This is a genomic window from Allomuricauda sp. CP2A, assembly GCF_001683915.1.
Lineage (GTDB): Bacteria > Bacteroidota > Bacteroidia > Flavobacteriales > Flavobacteriaceae > Flagellimonas.
The window spans coordinates 1-17,915 of record NZ_LXTT01000002.1; the positions used below are offsets into that span (position 1 = coordinate 1).

17 protein-coding genes are annotated in these 17,915 nt (G+C 43.0%); 10 read left to right on the forward strand and 7 right to left on the reverse strand.

Features of this window, described 5'->3' with window-relative positions; genetic code table 11:
• The 7 genes from A7D14_RS19890 to A7D14_RS00220 form a co-directional block, all read left to right on the forward strand.
• The coding region (locus A7D14_RS19890) for a hypothetical protein (RefSeq protein WP_218058489.1) at nucleotides 1–1,497 on the forward strand (1,497 nt) is incomplete at its 5' end.
• A 23-nt stretch (nucleotides 1,498–1,520) separates the two neighbouring features.
• Nucleotides 1,521–3,542 (forward strand): gliding motility-associated C-terminal domain-containing protein, encoded by a 2,022-nt coding sequence (locus A7D14_RS00195; protein WP_067028679.1) that lies wholly within the window; start codon nucleotides 1,521–1,523, stop codon nucleotides 3,540–3,542.
• 4 nt (nucleotides 3,543–3,546) lie between these two features.
• Nucleotides 3,547–4,503, forward strand: coding sequence for a type IX secretion system membrane protein PorP/SprF (locus tag A7D14_RS00200; RefSeq protein ID WP_067028682.1), 957 nt, complete (start codon nucleotides 3,547–3,549; stop codon nucleotides 4,501–4,503).
• A gap of 57 nt (nucleotides 4,504–4,560) precedes the next feature.
• The gene (gene idi / locus A7D14_RS00205; RefSeq protein ID WP_067028685.1) at nucleotides 4,561–5,094 is read left to right on the forward strand and encodes an isopentenyl-diphosphate Delta-isomerase; all 534 of its coding nucleotides are present in this window, start codon (nucleotides 4,561–4,563) and stop codon (nucleotides 5,092–5,094) included.
• Entirely contained in the window at nucleotides 5,091–5,498 is a 408-nt protein-coding gene (locus A7D14_RS00210; RefSeq protein WP_067028688.1) for a 6-pyruvoyl trahydropterin synthase family protein, read from the forward strand. The genes idi and A7D14_RS00210 overlap by 4 nt, the downstream gene beginning before the upstream one ends.
• 1 nt (nucleotide 5,499) lies before the next feature.
• Complete coding sequence (locus A7D14_RS00215) at nucleotides 5,500–6,468, forward strand: type I phosphomannose isomerase catalytic subunit (RefSeq protein ID WP_067028691.1); 969 nt, start codon at nucleotides 5,500–5,502, stop codon at nucleotides 6,466–6,468.
• A 25-nt stretch (nucleotides 6,469–6,493) separates the two neighbouring features.
• On the forward strand, nucleotides 6,494–6,766 hold the full coding sequence (locus A7D14_RS00220) for a hypothetical protein (protein ID WP_036383173.1): 273 nt from the start codon (nucleotides 6,494–6,496) through the stop codon (nucleotides 6,764–6,766).
• A gap of 1 nt (nucleotide 6,767) precedes the next feature.
• Here the strand turns inward: A7D14_RS00220 and A7D14_RS00225 are convergent, their stop codons facing one another.
• From A7D14_RS00225 to A7D14_RS00235, 3 genes are read right to left on the reverse strand one after another with little or no spacing between them, the layout of a single operon-like run.
• The gene (locus tag A7D14_RS00225; protein WP_067028693.1) at nucleotides 6,768–7,466 is read right to left on the reverse strand and encodes a DUF4369 domain-containing protein; all 699 of its coding nucleotides are present in this window, start codon (nucleotides 7,464–7,466) and stop codon (nucleotides 6,768–6,770) included.
• 44 nt (nucleotides 7,467–7,510) lie between these two features.
• The gene (locus tag A7D14_RS00230) at nucleotides 7,511–8,773 is read right to left on the reverse strand and encodes a DUF819 domain-containing protein (protein WP_067028696.1); all 1,263 of its coding nucleotides are present in this window, start codon (nucleotides 8,771–8,773) and stop codon (nucleotides 7,511–7,513) included.
• Between the two features lie 56 nt (nucleotides 8,774–8,829).
• Nucleotides 8,830–11,028, reverse strand: coding sequence for a DUF5916 domain-containing protein (locus tag A7D14_RS00235; protein WP_067028699.1), 2,199 nt, complete (start codon nucleotides 11,026–11,028; stop codon nucleotides 8,830–8,832).
• A gap of 166 nt (nucleotides 11,029–11,194) precedes the next feature.
• Here A7D14_RS00235 and A7D14_RS00240 point away from each other — a divergent pair, with 166 nt between their 5' ends.
• Nucleotides 11,195–11,962 (forward strand): S1/P1 nuclease, encoded by a 768-nt coding sequence (locus tag A7D14_RS00240; RefSeq protein WP_067028702.1) that lies wholly within the window; start codon nucleotides 11,195–11,197, stop codon nucleotides 11,960–11,962.
• A 10-nt stretch (nucleotides 11,963–11,972) separates the two neighbouring features.
• Here the strand turns inward: A7D14_RS00240 and A7D14_RS00245 are convergent, their stop codons facing one another.
• Nucleotides 11,973–12,842 (reverse strand): AraC family transcriptional regulator, encoded by an 870-nt coding sequence (locus A7D14_RS00245; protein ID WP_067028766.1) that lies wholly within the window; start codon nucleotides 12,840–12,842, stop codon nucleotides 11,973–11,975.
• A 211-nt stretch (nucleotides 12,843–13,053) separates the two neighbouring features.
• Here A7D14_RS00245 and A7D14_RS00250 point away from each other — a divergent pair, with 211 nt between their 5' ends.
• Nucleotides 13,054–13,407: a hypothetical protein gene (locus A7D14_RS00250; protein WP_067028705.1), complete on the forward strand. Its 354-nt coding sequence runs from the start codon at nucleotides 13,054–13,056 to the stop codon at nucleotides 13,405–13,407.
• Nucleotides 13,408–13,458: 51 nt separating this feature from the next.
• Here the strand turns inward: A7D14_RS00250 and A7D14_RS00255 are convergent, their stop codons facing one another.
• The 3 genes from A7D14_RS00255 to htpG all read right to left on the reverse strand — a co-directional run bounded on the left by A7D14_RS00255 (nucleotide 13,459) and on the right by htpG (nucleotide 16,462).
• Nucleotides 13,459–14,091 (reverse strand): MOSC domain-containing protein, encoded by a 633-nt coding sequence (locus A7D14_RS00255; RefSeq protein WP_067028769.1) that lies wholly within the window; start codon nucleotides 14,089–14,091, stop codon nucleotides 13,459–13,461.
• Nucleotides 14,092–14,096: 5 nt separating this feature from the next.
• A complete protein-coding gene (locus tag A7D14_RS00260) occupies nucleotides 14,097–14,456 on the reverse strand; it encodes a hypothetical protein (protein WP_067028708.1) in 360 nt (119 codons plus the stop codon).
• A gap of 119 nt (nucleotides 14,457–14,575) precedes the next feature.
• Nucleotides 14,576–16,462, reverse strand: coding sequence for a molecular chaperone HtpG (htpG, locus tag A7D14_RS00265; protein ID WP_067028711.1), 1,887 nt, complete (start codon nucleotides 16,460–16,462; stop codon nucleotides 14,576–14,578).
• 402 nt (nucleotides 16,463–16,864) lie between these two features.
• On the opposite strand from htpG, the gene A7D14_RS00270 reads away from it, so the two are divergent.
• Nucleotides 16,865–17,878 carry a 3-oxoacyl-ACP synthase III family protein gene (locus A7D14_RS00270; RefSeq protein WP_067028714.1) on the forward strand — a complete coding sequence of 338 codons (1,014 nt, stop codon included), beginning with the start codon at nucleotides 16,865–16,867 and terminating at the stop codon, nucleotides 17,876–17,878.
• The last annotated feature ends 37 nt before the right edge of the window (nucleotides 17,879–17,915 follow it).

Consider the following 17,915-nt stretch of genomic DNA (forward strand, 5'->3'; position numbering starts at 1 on the left):
GACCTAGATGCTGTCTTTGCCACCGACGCGGAACTTTTGGCGGCCACTGACGACGACATCACGGGCGCTTCACTGGATGCACCGAGCAACGTATTGACCATAAGCGAGGGCACCACGGACGTTACCGTTGACCTGAGCGACCTTGACGACAGTGCCGGGGTTGCGGCCAATGCAAGCGACATTGCAACGAACACGGCCAACATCGCTACTAACACGACCAATATCGCGACCAACACAAGTGGCATCGCAACGAACACATCTGACATTGCTACTAACACGACCAATATCGCCACCAACACTTCGGATATTGCAACCAATACATCCGACATCGCTACTAACACGACCAATATCGCAACCAATACAAGCGACATTGCTACCAACACATCAGACATCGCCACAAACACTGCTGATATTGCCACGAATACGGCTGACATTGCAACGAATGCCACGGACATTGCGAACCACATCGCCGCCGATGGCGACACGGACGCCGGGAACGAGTACAACACCTCGTTGGGCCTTAACGGGACCGTGCTGGAGCTTGTCGACGGGGGCGGAACGTTGAGCGACGACCTAGATGCTGTCTTTGCCACCGACGCGGAACTTTTGGCGGCCACTGACGACGACATCACGGGTGCTTCGCTGGATGCGCCGAGCAACGTATTGACGATCAGCGAGGGCACCACTGACGTTACCGTTGACCTGAGCGACCTTGATGACAGTGCCGGGGTTGCGGCCAATGCGAGCGACATCGCGACAAATGCTTCAGACATCGCAACGAACACATCCAATATCGCCACCAATACTTCGGATATTGCAACCAACACATCCGACATCGCTACTAACACGACCAATATCGCGACCAATACAAGTAATATAGCCACCAACACAAGCGACATCGCATCGAACACATCCGACATTGCGACAAATGCCACAGACATTGCGAACCACATCGCCGCCGATGGCGACACGGACGCCGGGAACGAGTACAATACAAACTTTACGGTTACAGGTGGTAATCTTAGAATAACAGATGGAGGCGGTGACCTTGATGTGCCTTTAAGTTCCATAGATACCGATGATCAAGATGCATCAGAAGTAAATTCAGACAGTCCCGTGGATGTTGATGGTGATGGAAATACAGAGGCAACTGTAGAAGATGTAATTCAGGATATCGCTCCGATCACATCCAAAGCAGCTAGAATTTTTTATCCGCCTTCCATAGCCATTGATGCTTCTACCAATGGTACTGGACGAACAGTGGATTTATATGCTCAATATGTTACGCAATACGGCACTCCTTCAGTTGCCAGTGCTGGTGCTCCGGCAGCTATTCCAACGTATGCAGCCACGGACCTCTATTATTACATAACCTATGCGGATCCAGCAGTTTTTGCCAATATGAGTATTGATGCCAATGGTGAGCTAACCTATGATATTATTGGGCAGCCGTCAGATTACAATGCATTGATCAACGTAGTGTTTGTGGTAAAATAAAAATGATATAAAGACTAAACGATTTGAAATCAAAAACCCCACATAAGTCTTTATTCATTGGATTGTTTATCCTGTTCTTTGGGATGAACCTTGCAAATGCCCAGTTTTTGCTTCAGGCACCCAATACAGGTGATGAAAGTAACTATCAATGGTTTGAAGCTTCCGATTTGGGAACAGTTTTGGGAACAAATTCTTTTTATGAAGCTACGCAACCTGGAGTTTACTTTGCTACCTATGATGGTACACTCTGTGGATCCAATGCCACGGGCTATTTTATTTTAACGGAATGCAATGCCCCGGACAATCAGGTTACCCTAGATATTTCAGCAAGTGTGCCCTCTGGCGCAACGGTGAGTTGGAATCCTGCTCTAGGTGGCGATCAAACCCGGCCCATGGTGGTTAGTACCCAAACGGTAATGCGCTATACGGCGACCATTACCAAAGCAGGAAATGATACCGAACTTCCTCGATTTACTGTAGTTTGTATGAGTCAGGCTGCTAATTTGGCGGATGACCTTATTGTGGTGAATGAAGATGAATCCATTGCGGTTCCCATTTTTGACAATGATTCGGATTTACCGACTACGGGAACCCTTACCACTACAAACCCATCCAATGGTTCGGTTTCTATTGATGACAGTGGCACTGCCAACGATCCCACAGATGATATTGTGACCTATACTCCGAATCCTGATTTTAATGGCAGTGATTCATTTGATTATACCGTCTGTAACACTCTTGGGGATTGCAGTACGGCAACAGTGACCGTTGATGTTCTTCCCATTGTGGACACTACTGATGATTCTGTTTCAACCGACATCAATACAGATATTATTGTTCTATGGCGAGGCAACGATAATGATATACCCAGCTCTGGATCTATTTCAACCACAAATCCATCAAACGGAACAATTGTGTTAAACGATAATGGTACCGCTACTGATCCATCGGATGATGATATCACCTACGTGCCCAGTACAGATTTTATCGGCACAGACACTTTTGAGTATACCGTATGTGATACCAACGGAAATTGCGATACCGCTACTATAACTGTGATTGTTAATTCCCTCGGAATTGATTTGGATACTGATGGCGATGGTATCGTGGACAGTTTTGAAGACCTCAATGTCGATAATGATAACGATCCATCCACAAATCCTACCGATACCGACGGCGATGGTATTCCAGACTACATGGACATTGATAGTGATGATGATGGCATTCCAGACAATATTGAGGCGCAACCGGCTCTGGGCTATATTCCACCAAGTTTAGCGGATACCAACGGAAATGGATTGGACGATGCCTATGAAAATGATGGCAATGTTGGTTTGATCCCTTTGGATTCGGACAACGATGGTATCCCAGATTATGTGGACACCGATAGCGATGATGACAATGTGCCTGATGCCATTGAAGGCCATGACCTTGACCGCGATGGAATTGCCGATGTAACACTTATAGGTTCAGATAAAGATAATGATGGACTGGATGATGGTTATGAAGCGGACACCGTAATTGATATTGATGTTAATGATAAAATTGATGATCCAAATACGGATATGCCCGATACCGATTCTGATGGTATTCCAGATTTTAGGGATTCCGATGATGACGATGATGGTATTGAGACCATTGATGAAGATCTAAATCAAGATGGAAATTATGCCAACGATGATTCCAACGAAAACGGAATCCCCAACTATCTAGATCCAGATTTGGGTGAAACCACTGCTGAAACTGTTGATGTCATCAATGTAATTACGCCAAATGGAGATGGTGTGCACGATGTGTTGGCCATCAACGGACTTGAAAATTATCCGAACAACACGGTGAAAATTTATAACCGATGGGGTGTTATGGTCTATCAGACCAGGGCCTATGATACGGTTGGGAATGTTTTTGATGGTACTTCCCAAGGAAGGGTTACCGTAGATCAGGATAATAAGCTTCCTGTGGGTACTTATTTCTATATCATAGACTACCAAGATGATACAGGTAATATGAAACAACTTTCAGGGTATATATATATAAACCGATAAAGAAATGGTCGCTGTGCAGAAAAGGACTTTTACAAATAAAATTAAGGGACTACTTACCGTGTTGCTGCTTGGGGCAATGGGAGCAGTATACGCACAACAAGATGCGCAGTACACCCAATATATGTACAACACGGTAAGTGTTAACCCTGCCTATGCCGGTTCTAGGGGACATTTGAGCATTGCCGCGCTCTACCGCAACCAGTGGTTGGGACTGGATGGCGCTCCTGAGACGCAGACCCTTAATATTCATACCCCAATGGGATACCGAGGAGTTGGTTTGGGAATTTCAGTGGTCAACGATAAGATAGGCCCAACCTCGGAGACCTATTTTGATGCGGACTTTTCCTATACCATCCAAACCTCTTGGGAGGGTAGGCTGAGTTTCGGATTGAAGGCCAGTGCACACATGCTCGATATTAGATACTCCGAACTGGATGAATTTGAAATAGACCCGCAGTTACAATCACAACAAGATATCCAAAACAAATTCTCGCCCAATATTGGTGCTGGGGTGTATTATCATACAGAAAGATTCTATGCTGGACTTTCTGCACCAAGAATATTGGAGACGACACATTTTGACGAATCTTCCGTGTCTACGGCCAAAGAGCAGATAAATTTATATGCCATTACCGGTTATGTTTGGGATTTGAACCCTTTCCTAAAGTTCAAGCCTACCATTTTGACCAAGGTGGTGCAAGGTGCTCCATTGCAGGTTGACCTTTCCGCTAATTTTATGCTGAATGAACAATTTATTGGAGGAGTCGCCTACCGATGGGATGCCGCTTTTAGTGGCCTGTTCGGCTTTATGGTATCGGACCAGTTTATGATCGGTCTGGCCTATGACCGTGAAATCACCGAACTGGGAGCCGCCACTTTCAATGATGGTTCTTTTGAAGTTATTCTTCGTTACGATTTCATCAGAAACGTGGGTAATCTTAAATCACCACGCTTCTTTTAGCAACAATTTAAAACCCATACTTCAGAAAAATTCCTCCAAAGGTCATATTTTTACCTCATGGAAGAGGAAAATGTGATATTGGTAAATGAGGCCGATGAGCCTATAGGCTTGATGCCCAAAATGGAAGCCCACGAAAAAGCACTGCTACATCGGGCTTTTTCTGTTTTTGTAATGAATGATAAGGGAGAGACCATGCTCCAGCAGCGTGCCAAGGACAAATATCACTCCCCCTTGCTATGGACCAACACTTGTTGTAGCCATCAAAGGGAGGGAGAGTCCAATATTGAGGCGGGCAAACGTCGGCTTATGGAAGAAATGGGCTTTAGCACAGAACTTACAGAGTTGTTTTCATTCATTTACAAGGCCCCTTTTGATAATGGGCTTACGGAACATGAGTACGATCATGTGATGATCGGGACCTTCAATAAAACGCCTGAAATCAACCCCGATGAAGTAGCAGATTGGAAATGGATGCATCCTGAAGACATCAAAACAGATATTTCCAAGAACCCTGATCAATATACAGCGTGGTTCAAGATAATTTTTGAACGTTTCTATGACCATCTCATGAAAAACATTCCAGCACAATGAAGGTAAAAGTCAGTAGAAAGGCCATTTTTAATGCAGCCCACAGACTGCACAGACCGGATTGGGATGATGAGAAGAACAAGGCCGTTTTTGGAAAATGCAACAACCCCCGGTACCACGGTCATAATTACGAGCTTATTGTAAGCGTAACTGGGGAAATTGATCAAGAAACGGGCTTTGTGATGGATCTGAAAGTACTCAAGGATTTGATTGTGGAACATATTGAAGAAGCCTTGGACCACAAGAATCTCAATACGGATGTACCGGAGTTCAAGGATTTGAACCCTACCGCGGAAAATATAGCCGTGGTCATCTGGAACAAATTAAGACCCCTAATAGATCAAACCAAGGACTTGGAAATTGTCCTCTATGAAACCCCCCGGAATTTTGTAACTTACTCAGGATAAAATGGACCTTTACCCGTTAAAATTTAAACCAATCCTTAAGGAACGTCTTTGGGGTGGAACAAAACTTAAAGACGTACTCGGCAAACCGATTGAAAGTGACATCACCGGCGAAAGTTGGGAACTATCCGGTGTTCCGGGCGATATTTCGGAGGTGTCCAACGGAGTTCTCGCTGGGACTTCACTTGAAGAGCTGATGGCAGTGAAAGGGGAGGAGTTATTGGGGAAGAGTGTGGTGGACCGTTTTGGGAATGAATTTCCCATCCTCGTTAAATTTATAGATGCCAAACAAGACCTTTCCATCCAATTGCATCCCAATGATGATTTGGCACGAGAAAGGCACAATTCCTTCGGAAAAACGGAGATGTGGTATATTATGGATGCCGATCCTGGAGGTAAGCTCATACTTGGCTTCAACAAGAATGTTGATAAGGGCGAGTACATCCAAAGTTTGGAAGAGGGCACATTGTTGGATTTAATGAACTATGAAGAAGTTTCCGAAGGGGATACATTCTTCATCAATACCGGGAGAATCCATGCCATTGGTGCTGGGGTCATGTTGGCCGAGATTCAACAAACTTCTGATATTACCTACCGGGTCTACGATTTTGACCGCAGGGACAAGAATGGCAATCTTAGGGAATTACACACCGGTTTGGCCGTTGATGCCATTGATTACGAAAAGAAGGACGATTTTAAAGTTGAGTATCCCCATAATAAAGATGTTGTGAATACCATGGTGGATTGCCCATATTTTAAAACCAACTTTTTGGATTTGGACAAAAAATTGCACCAAGATCTATCCAAAAGGGATTCGTTCACCATTTATATGTGTGTTGGTGGAGAGGCAACGATTACCAATGATTGGGGCAGTGCACCCATAAAACGGGGAGAAACTGTTTTGGTTGCCGCCACTAGTGGCGCTGTGGATATTAATACACATGGAGCCAAATTTTTAGAAGTTACCATTTAGTAGTACATTTAAAAAAATACAAATAATGCCAAGTGTTCGCGATTTAAAAAAGGATGTCAATTTTGTTCTGGGAGACATCATAGAAGCGGTTTATATCTGGGAGGCCGGTTCAGGCAATAAGGAGTCTGAAGAAGGAACCGTGATCATTGACAAGGCCATTGCCGTGTTCGATGAGCTTATGGGCAAGATCCATCAGAAAGAGGTAGAGGATACCAAAGCCCATTTCAAGGAAATTAGGGCCCAATTGGAAGAAAAGGCCACAGAACTTGTGGAAGAATTGAACAATCTCGCCAGTTAGGTTAATCCTGTTCCTTCAAAAAGGCTGAAAGGGCTTTTCCATATTTGGACGACGCCACTTCAGGAGAAAGTCCATTGTACACAGAATCCAAATATTTGGGGTTTGCCTCTCTGGCCTCCGTCATCATGATGTAGGGAGTGGCATAGGAATCGCCATTGTTCAGGCCAAAGTTCAGTACATATCTATACCGGTTCAATAGGTTTTGATCGGCCAACCTTTGAAGGGAATCCAAAGCCTCTAAATTTTCTTGATATTCCGGTTGCGTTGCTTCCTGCATCAAGGCCAAATCCTTAAGGTTGAAATTGGATAGCATTTTGTTGAATTCTGAAAGTTTTTCATGCGATGCTGAACCCAATATCTCAGGATTTTTGTCAAAAGTGTTCCAAGACGTATTGATGACAATTTCTCCAGGTTCCCCAAAAAACATAATCCTATCATTCACCTCATTTTTGTCCTCTTTTTCCAGATAGAGGTAAAACACGTCAGGATCTTCAACTTCTTGGGAAAAGGCGAAGATTCCATTGCCTTCAATTTTTAGGGAATCCAATACCACCAAAGTTGAATCGTTGGATTGTTGTAGAAAAAGGGTGCCTTTTTTCAACCCTTTGATGTTTCCGGAAACAATCATGGTGTTTTCCGTGTTCTTTTCACAGGAAGCAATGGCCAATGCCAAAAGTGCTACGGTAAGGATTCTCTTCATTCGAATAATTTTGCTCGGCAAATATCAATAAACTTCTGAAATTTTTAAACTTTGGAGGCCACTTCCATCAATAATGCGCAAATATAGGCGCCTGCCGTGCCCACAACATAGCCAAAAACAGCCAAAAGGATCCCCACAGAGGTCAAGGAAGGATGAAACTCGGCGGCTACAACCGGTGCCGAGGCAGCGCCTCCCACATTCGCTTGGCTTCCCACGGCGAGAAAGAAGTAGGGGGCCTTGATCAATTTGGCCACCAAGATCAACAGTCCCGCATGAATAGTGATCCAAACCAATCCTATGGCAATGAGTCCCGGGTTTTCCAAAACTTTGCCCAGATCCATCTTCATGCCAATGGTGGCCACCAAAATATAAATAAACATGCCCCCAATCTTACTGGCTCCGGCACCTTCATAATTTTTGGCCTTGGTAAAAGACAAACCAATTCCAATGGCAGTAGCAAAGACAACCATCCACAAAAATTGGGAACCCAGTGAGGAGAGTATTTTTTGTTTGTTTCGGATGACCTCAAAATTATTTTCCAAAAATCCAGCGAAATGATGGCCCAAAAAATGGGCGATGCCCACCCCGGCGAAGGCGTAGAACAGCATCATCATTAAATCGGGCAAAGAGGTGACCCGAGCAATTTTATCGGTATAGGTTGATACTTTTTGTTTTAGATCTTCAATGGAAGACGTATCCGCCTTAAGCCAAGCATCAATCTTTTTTGTCTTTCCGATACCCAACAAAAGGATAGCCATCCAGAGATTGGCCACCACAATATCGATCAGTACCATTCCGCCATAATTTTCCTGGTTGTATTTGAAGACCTCCAACATGGCAGCCTGATTGGCGCCTCCACCGATCCAACTTCCAGCTATGGTGGCAAGTCCACGCCAAACGGCATCGACACCGCTTCCGCCCACCGTTTCAGGGGAAAAAATGGAAACAATCAAAATGGCCAAGGGACCACCAATAATGATCCCGGCGGTACCTGTTAAAAACATGATCAGGGCCTTGGAACCCAAATTCATAATGGCCTTAAGGTCTATGCTCAAGGTCATTAAGATCAATGCTGCTGGCAAAAGATACCTGCTGGCCACAAAATAGGTTTGGGATGCCGATTCATCCACAATGCCCAAACTGGCCAAAATAGCGGGTAGGAGGTAGCACATAAGCACCGTGGGTACTAAGCCGTAGAACTTTTTCCAAAAGCCCGTTTTTAAGGATGAGGTATAAAAAACGAATCCCAAGCAGAGGCAAAGAAGCCCAAAGATGACCGTGTCATCCGTAAAAGGTAGTTGGTCCATAGAGTTTTAAAGCTAGAAACCAAATATAGGAAAATCAAACAGTGTAGAATTCGGTGCTATATGTTCAACCAATACGTGAACTTTAGGTTGATGGACCTGCTCCTGGGCATAATGGTGTTTACAAAGTAATTATCGTTGTACACCAAAAACAAATCGGATAGTGGTGCAAAACGCCATTGCAAACGGGAGTTGAACCCTAAATTATCGAGCTGGTTGCTGTATTGGACCAATGTGGACCAAAAAACGGACTTGTTAAAGGTTATATTTATCCGTGGACTCACCAACCACAGGTCTGCACTTTCATAAGGTTCAGGAAGCTGAATACTGTTATAGTTCATCCCCAATGAAAGAAATACGGTGGGTTGTATCCGTAAACTCATGTCTCCCTCAAAGGAAAAACGGGTGCCGTTGTAGAAATCACCATATCCGGGCTCCAAAGAATAGGAAAATACCTTTCGTCTATCACTTTGAAATTCTACCTCATAACTGGTGTAGTAATAGCCTTGGTTCTCTGGCAATTCAACTCCACCGTCAGTGCCAGTGGGGTCAAAAGGGTCGGTAAGGTAAGTGAACCTATTGAAGAGACGCGCTGAAAGTTCTTCTTGGGTCTTGAACTGTGCTTGCCATCCCGTGAAGATAAAATAATCGGTATTTTGATAGTTCATGGTGGGTTTCCAGATAGCATTTGGCTCAAACCGGAAACCATGGGAATTCAGTTTACCTTTTTTGGGCCAAAAGTTCAGTTCAATATATGGTCTTGCGGCCACAATGTCATCTCTTCGGATGTACCCGAGGTCTGATCGGAAATCTTCTCCCACAAAGTTGCCACGGAGCCCAAAATTCAAAAATCTGGAGTTATAACGCAGGTCGACCCCTCCAGAGCCATCTCGATGACCGAGCTCATGGGCAAAAGCTTTGTGGTAATAGAATTTACCCGTCCAAGTGTTGTCTGCCGATGCAAGATTATAGTCCAGGCCAATAACCCTATTGTATCGGTCCATCTCTTCCAAGAAATCATACTCCTTAAAAGTTTGACGGTTCACAAAAAGAAAACTAAGGTTGGAGCGGGAAAACAGTTTCTTTTGAAGCGCAAAAACCGTGTTGTTGTTACTGGGGATATGGTTCTCCTCATCTTCTTCGGTCTGGATGTTCAAAAGGCCCAAACGCCAGTTTTCATTGATTTTTCCACTGAGTCGTATTCCGGCAACAATCCCATTTTCAATGGTCTCCTCATCCAGATTTTCGGCAATCCCGATTCTTCTTGAAAAAAATGGGTTGGCATCGCGATTATTTCCAAAAGAACCAAAGAGGTCGCTGTTATCTATAAAAAATTGACGTCTTTCGGGCAGTGATACCTCGAAGCGCGTAAGATTGGTCACAAAATTATCCACTTCCACATTGGAAAAATCCGGATTCACTGTAATGTCCAGATTCATCCCATTGCCTATGGATACTTTGGCATCGGCCCCAAAGTTGAGCTTGCTCATGTCTTCATTGTTCTCGTAGTCCTTTCCGGCAATTCCGTTGGTATAGGGAATAATGGCCATGGGCGTTCTGGACCTTCCCAAAGGCTTTTCAAAGACCATATCGCCCATAAAGGCCAGGCTGTAGATAAGTTGGTTTTGTGGAATTTCTATCCATGTACTTTGTTCGTTGGTCTGCATATCAAAACGATAGCTGTTGAACCGCCATTTTGTTTCCCCTTGTTTGAATTTAAAAGAGGTAAGGGGTATGGCAATCTCACAGACATAGTAGCCGTCATAGAGTTTGGTCTCGCCCTGCCATTTAACGTCCCAAGAAGTTATGAAGCCACTTGGTCCAGCACCTCCATTGGAGATTAGGGCCTCCCTGCGAACCCCGTAGGGGTTCATTCCAAAAAGAAATGCATTTGTGCCATCATTAAAGGTATCGAACAGCAAACTTATGTTATCATTCCCCCCAGCCCTGTAATCTCTTTCCAAAGAAGGGATTACATAATTATCACCTTCAGTATCCAGTTTAATCCCTATGAAAAGCGTGGTGGCATTGTACAGCATTTTAATGTCCGTTTGCTGCAAGGCAGGTACAGAATCTGATGGGAAGTATTGCTGAAATCCGTGGGCACTTTCTGCAATCCGCCAAGCAGGATCATCAAGAATCCCATCTATCATCAAGGGCTCTTCTGTATATTTTACAGTGAATTGCTTCGGACTGGTTTGGGCAAAAAATAGGAATGGAAATAGTAGTGTACTGAGTACAAAACGAAAATGAAACATTAGTTGAGCATAGTTGGTTCACAAATTTAAGATTTAGCTTCGTTAAAAAAATCCCAAAGTTTACTATAAGCCATTGCCGTTCAAAAAAGATGGTGAAAATTGGTGTCTATAAATTTTGTTAACTGATTTTATATCTTGTTCCCCTCTTTTGAAGCATTCATCAATCATGAAAAAAATCATCCTCCTTTTTGTATTGGTTCCCGTGCTTGCCTTTGGCAACTTTTGGGGAAAAACCGGACATCGTGTCACGGGGCATATTGCACAGAACTACCTGTCGGGCAAGGCCAAGAGAGCCTTGAACGATTTGTTGGAAGGCCACAGCCTTGCTTTTGTCTCAACCTATGCCGATGAAATAAAAGCAGATCGTAAATATTCCAAATATTCGGCTTGGCATTATGTCAATTATCCTTTGGGGATGAGATATGAGGATTCAGAAAAGAGTAAATATGGTGATATTATCACGGCCATTGAAGAGTGCAAACAGGTGATAAAGGACAAAAACAGAAGCAGGGAAGACCGGGTTTTTTACCTTAAAATGTTGGTTCATCTTATTGGCGACCTACATCAACCCATGCATGCCAGCAGGGCAGAGGATAAGGGCGGTAATGATATCCAGGTACAGTGGTTTGGCGAAGGCAGTAACTTGCACCGGGTTTGGGACAAGGATTTGATTGTTTCCTACGGAATGACCTATACGGAATTGGCCAACGAATTGAATCAGGTTTCCCAAAGGGAGCGTAAAAAAATACAGGAAGGAACCATTTATGATTGGGTAGATGAATCCCATAAAATTTGTGCAGAACTGTATGACTCCGTCGAGGTGGGTGAAAAATTGGGCTACCAATACACCTACCAATACAATGATTTGCTGTTTCAGCAATTGCAAAGAGGTGGATTGCGCTTGGCCAAGGTGCTGAACGACCTGTTTGCCTAACCAGCGGAACTTATTGCAATACAGTCTTTAATTGATTCCTGTATTCTGATGGGTTTTGGCCAGTAAACGCTTTGAACGATTTGTTGAAATGCGAAAAGTTGTTGAATCCACTCTCATAGCACACTTGCGTAATGCTCATGGGTTGCTCTGCCAAAAGTTTGGAGGCATGCACTAATCGGTACTCATTTACAAACTGCGTAAAGGTCTTGTTGGTGATTTTTTTGAAGTACCTACAAAAAGAAGGCACCGTCATACTCACCATATCCGCAATTTCATCCAAGCTGATATCTTCCTTAAAGTTGGTCTTTACATGGTTGAAGACAATATTGATACGGTCATTGTCCTTAACCTCGGTCTCCATGGAAAAACCTTCCCCGTTCAATACCTTGATTTCATCGGAAGTGGCCAATATGTTCAATATATTAAGGATGGACAGAAGCCGTTGAAAGTCGGTCTGGTACTCCAATATTTCCATTTTTTCCCCAACCTTTACCTTGGTCATGCCAGAAAAAGCAATTCCGCCCTTGGCGACTTCAAACAATTTTTGAATGTTTTTCATTTCTGGAATGTTGAAGAAATCACTTCCCAGAAAATCAGCTTTCATCTGAACCAGGGTCTCACTTTTGTTTCCTGTCAATTTATCGGTAAAGCCACAATGGGGCAGGTTGGAACCAATAAGAATAAGGTCACCGTTCCTAAAATAGGAGACATGGCTGCCTATTTGCCTCTTTCCGGAACCTCCGTTAATATAGACCAGCTCCAATTCGGGGTGGTAATGCCAGCCATTGTTCTTGTTCTCGTTGTTTTCATTGAACTTTTGATACGTGAACGAGTGTCCAAAACTAGGCGCAATTGCCTCAAAAGCAGGTTTTTGAATCATTTTTGCCATATTAAATTTGGTTATGTAAAGGTATAGTCATGTTATGTAGGTATTCTCTGCAAAATTAACTAAAAACTGTGTTATCTTAACCTTAATACAAAGTTAAGATATTACCTATGTTAATATAGCATATAAACTGGAAAAGATGGTGGTATTCCAGGCTACTGTTCCGCCATACATTTGTACTGTAATCTTAAAAAAACGAAATGTTATGAAGTCAGTAGTAAATTATCTAGTAGCAGGAGCATTCCTATTAGTATCAACAATAGGGTTTGCCAACGGACCAGCAAAGAGCGAAGTTGAAAAGAAATTGGTTAAAGTTGAACTTGATCCAGTTTTTGTAAAGAAAGGTGAAAAATTGATGATGAACCTTTTGAACATTTCCCAAGGAACTGTTCTTCTAAAGGTTTATGATAGCCAAGAAAGACTTGTTTACAGTGAGACAATCGATGGTGAACTAGTTGTAGAAAAAGCGTTCAACTTTGAAAGAGCCTTTGAAGACGAATATACCATAGTTATAGTTGATAAGTTCGGTACTTACAAGGAAACTATGGCAGTAAAATAGTTTGTTTAGTTAATTTTTATGTGCATTGGGGCCCTTTTTAGGGCCCTTTTTTTATAGAAATTTTTCCAACCGTTCCCTTTTCCCAAGTGGTAGAGCATCATTGTTAATGGCAAGTTTAAGATGGTCCGAGTTCTTATCCCTTGAAAAAAGTAAATGATAAAATTGTCGGGTGGTCAACGGACTTTTAGATTCTTCCACTAACTCCATTACATCACCCTTACTGACCCTTCCCACTTCCAAAACGCGGATATAGGTGCCGGGAAAACCATGGTCAATAAATTCCTTTAAAATGTTTTGTGTGCCAAATCGTATCCCCAGTTTGTAGCAAGGTTCCCTGGGCTGGGTAATCTGTACCAAGGCGGTTCCCAACCTGTAGATACTCCCAATCTTTATTTTGGACTCATCCAATCCTTCAACAGTTAAATTTTCCCCGAACATGCCCCAATTCCAGTCCAAATCCCGATATTTTTCTTTCCAATACGGGTAATGATCGGAAGAAAAAAGATAACACGCCTTAAAAATCCCGCCGTGCACCTTTCGGTCCGCAATGGTGTCCTTGGCCACAATTTCTGTTTCCAAGAGCAGTGGTTCTTCAACAGGATATTTGTAGATACCGGTTGTCGTCTGTTTGCCGTTCCAAACTATTGGGGTAGGGCGGCCTATGTTAGTGGAGATGACTTTCATGTTTTTCAATACATTACATATGAGTATGCCCAATACATTAATCCAAATTGCAATGGAATTCTAAGGATAAGAATCCATTTGGGAATTCCGGCCGAAGCTTTTTCACCCGAGAGCATATAAAAATGAACCAGCAAGAAAACAATCAGCATTAAGATGATTCCGTAGATGCTATAGTCCCTTATTTTTTTAAAACCTAACCCAATTCCCAGCACAATTTCAGCAGCACCGCTCAAAAACACCAAAAATTTGGGATTGGGGAGATAACGGGGCATTATCCGCAAGTACATCCTTGGAAATAAAAAGTGGGCCATGCCTGCAACCACGTACATTCCGGCCATTAGATACAGATGCCAAGGGTTTTCCATGGACTAAAAATAAGAAAAAGGATGCCCAAATGGAGATAAATGTCAGTTCGAGCGGAGTCGAGAACCCTTTTTTGGAGTATTGCATCTCGACTCCGCTCGATGTGACATGTTTTGAGATTTTATTTGATCATCTCATAGCTTCGGGAAATGAACTTGGTAAGTTCCTCACCTTTCAGCAACCCTTTTGACAATCGCGCCAAATCCAAGGATTGATTGATCAAACGTTCCCGTTTTTTGGCCGTTTTGGTGTTCAAAATCTCGCTTACCAACTCGTGGTTGGTGTTTACGATCAGATTGTACATATCCGGCATATTGCCCATGCCGAACATACCACCGCCTCCGGTTCGTTGCATTTCTTTCATCCTTCGCATAAATTCAGGCTCTGTGATGATAAAGGGCGATGCACTGCTTTCCATGGCTTCCATTTGGATGGTGTAGCCTTTGTCTTTGACCACTTCTTCAATTTCACCTTTGAGCTTTTCCTTTTCCTCATCGGAAAGTTTGGAAATGGCCGTATCCTCTTTTTTGATGAGGTTGTCAATATGGTCGGCATCAACCCGAACAAAGGACAACTTCTCTTTGGAGGTCTCCAGTTTTTGGAGCAGATGGGGTACAATGGGAGAATCCATTAGCAAAACCTCATAACCTTTGGCTTTGGCTGCCTCAATATAGCTGTGCTGTGCTTCTTTGTCCGAAGCATACAACACCACCAATTTGTCATCCTTGTCGGTTTGGTTGTCCTTGATTTTGGCTTCCAGTTCCTCAAAAGTGTAGAATGCGCCGTCAACGGTTGGGTACAAAGCAAATTTTTCTGCCTTTTCAAAGAACTTGTCTTCGGAAAGCATACCGTATTCAATCACCACTTTGATGTCGTTCCACTTTTGTTCAAAGTCTTCCCTATTGTTTTTGAACAAAGAACTCAACTTATCGGCCACTTTTCGGGTGATATAGGATGAAATCTTTTTCACGGCACCATCTGCCTGAAGATAGGATCGTGAAACATTCAACGGAATGTCAGGAGAATCGATGACCCCGCGCAACATGGTCAGGAATTCTGGAACGATGCCCTCTACGTTGTCTGTAACAAATACCTGGTTTTGGTATAGCTGGATTCTATCCTTTTGAATGTTAAGGTCGTTGGTCAACTTTGGGAAATACAGAATCCCCGTTAAGTTAAAAGGATAGTCCACGTTGAGGTGGATGTGGAACAACGGTTCCTCAAACTGCATGGGATACAGTTCCCGGTAAAATTGTTTGTAATCTTCTTCCTTTAAATCGGTGGGCTGTTTGGTCCAAGCCGGGTTGGGGTTGTTGATGATGTCATCAACCTCCTTGGTCGGTGCCGGGTCATCTTCTTTGGCATCCTCTGGCTTTGGAAGGGTCTCCGTGCGGGTTCCGAACTTGATGGGTATGGGCATGAACTTGTTGTATTTTTTCAACAACTCACGAATTTTGGTATCTTCCAAGAACTCGGTGGAATCCTCTGCAATGTGAAGAATGATTTCGGTACCCCTATCTTTTTTCTTTGCTTCTTTTATGGTGAACTCTGGAGATCCATCGCAGGTCCAGTGCACCGCAGGTTCATCCTTAAAACTTTTGGTGATGATTTCTACTTTGCCGGCCACCATAAAGGCAGAGTAGAATCCAAGGCCAAAATGGCCAATAATTCCGGCATCTTTTCCGGCATCCTTGTATTTGTCCAAAAACTCCTCTGCACCGGAAAAAGCTACTTCATTGATGTACTTTTTCACTTCCTCTTCCGTCATTCCAATGCCTTGGTCAATAATATGGATGCGCTTTTTGTCCTTGTCAACCTTCACCTCAATAATGGGGTTTCCATATTCCACTTTGGCCTCGCCAATGGAAGTAAGGTGCTTTAGTTTTAGGGTTGCATCTGTAGCATTTGATATCAATTCCCTCAAAAATATTTCATGATCACTGTACAAAAACTTCTTGATCAAGGGAAAAATGTTCTCTACTGAAACATTGATTTTACCTGTTGCCATGGTGTATGTAATTTTTTATATCCTATGGACAAAAAAAATACCATAATCATGAAGCTGACAAACTGGCACAGCTTATTGATTTTAACATTGTAATATGAACTTTAACATAGTTTTGTTTATTCTTTTTATCATAATGATAAACAAAATTTGTATCTTTACATCGTTATAGGAGAAATTGCTATGAAATAGTACAACACTATAACAAGTTTGTTTATTTATTGGTTAGGTTGTTGAAAATGCACTTTCGCCTGAAAGTGCATTTTCTTTTAAAACGTATATTGCATAGAGTTGGCACAGAACGCTTTATTTTGTTAATAAATATGCAGTTCCTTGGATATATTTTTTACTTTTCCCTCCAAAAACAGATTGTTTTTTCAATAATTAGTATTTAATCGAGAAATAATGTATAACTCAAGAATATCAGGTTTAGGATTTTACGTCCCTGAAAATGTGGTCACCAACGATGACTTGTCCAAAGTAATGGACACCAATGATGAATGGATCCAGGAGCGTACGGGAATCAAAGAACGACGCCATGTGATAAAAGGTACGGATACCACCACCAGCATGGGGGTAAAAGCGGCTCAAAAAGCCATAGAGCGAGCTGGTATTGATAAAAATGAGATTGATTTCATTGTTTTTGCCACCCTAAGTCCAGATTATTATTTTCCTGGCCCTGGTGTTCTGGTGCAACGCGATTTGGGTATTAAAACTGTAGGGGCATTGGACATTCGCAATCAATGTTCCGGTTTTGTCTATGGAATTTCAGTTGCCGATCAGTATATTAAAAGTGGTATGTACAAAAATGTACTTGTGATTGGTTCGGAATTGCATTCCCATGGGTTGGACATGACCACCAGAGGTAGAGGTGTATCGGTTATTTTTGGAGATGGTGCTGGAGCCGCAGTTTTGACCCGGGAGGAAGATACTTCCAAGGGGATTTTATCTACCCACTTGCACTCCGAAGGGCAACATGCAGAAGAACTTTCCCTGATTGCCCCAGGAATGGGAAAAAGATGGGTGAACGACATTATTGCCGATGTAGATTCTGGCAAAGAAGATACTTCCTATTTCCCGTATATGAACGGACAGTTTGTGTTCAAAAATGCCGTGGTCCGTTTCAGTGAGGTGATCATGGAAGGATTACAGGCCAACAATTTGGGCCCGCAGGACATTGATATGTTGATTCCCCATCAGGCCAATTTGCGCATCTCCCAATTCATTCAGAAGAAATTTGGGCTGTCCGATGATCAGGTGTTCAATAACATCATGAATTATGGAAACACCACCGCAGCATCCATACCCATTGCCCTTACCGAAGCGTGGGAGCAAGGCAAGATCAAAGAAGGCGATTTGGTGGTTCTCGCTGCTTTTGGAAGTGGTTTTACCTGGGGCAGTGTCATTATTAGGTGGTAACCCAAAGAAAGAAATAAACAAAGCCCCGATCCTTTAA